The organism is Peribacillus sp. SIMBA_075 (assembly GCF_046534585.1).
Window position 1 is genome coordinate 1 of sequence record NZ_JAWRYN010000358.1, and the last position, 299, is coordinate 299.

The 299-nt window shown below is 35.5% G+C and carries 1 pseudogene; it reads right to left on the reverse strand.

Annotated features, from left to right (window positions below):
* Positions 1-12: 12 nt before the first annotated feature.
* A pseudogene (locus SB775_RS28570) lies at positions 13-299 on the reverse strand (hypothetical protein); the annotation flags it as partial.

Genomic DNA, 299 nt, shown 5'->3' on the forward strand with positions numbered 1-299 from the left:
GATGACAAGTTTCTACGAAAATCTACGTTTCAGTAAGGAGAGTTTTTTGCCCGGTTCTTCAGCGTAATACTTCATATAATCGCACATTAGGATGTTAATCAATTTATCAGCGGTATATCCATGTAGTGGGAATGAATGAGCCATATCGGAAAAGAATACTTCAATCCGGCGCAATGTCTTCCTATCAATTTTCACATCTATCGTTCCATAACGTTCATCGTTTTCATTAAATTCTAATTCGTAATCTGTATAATGCTTCTTACTCTCTAGGATTTGATATAACTGTTCCATACTGTTCT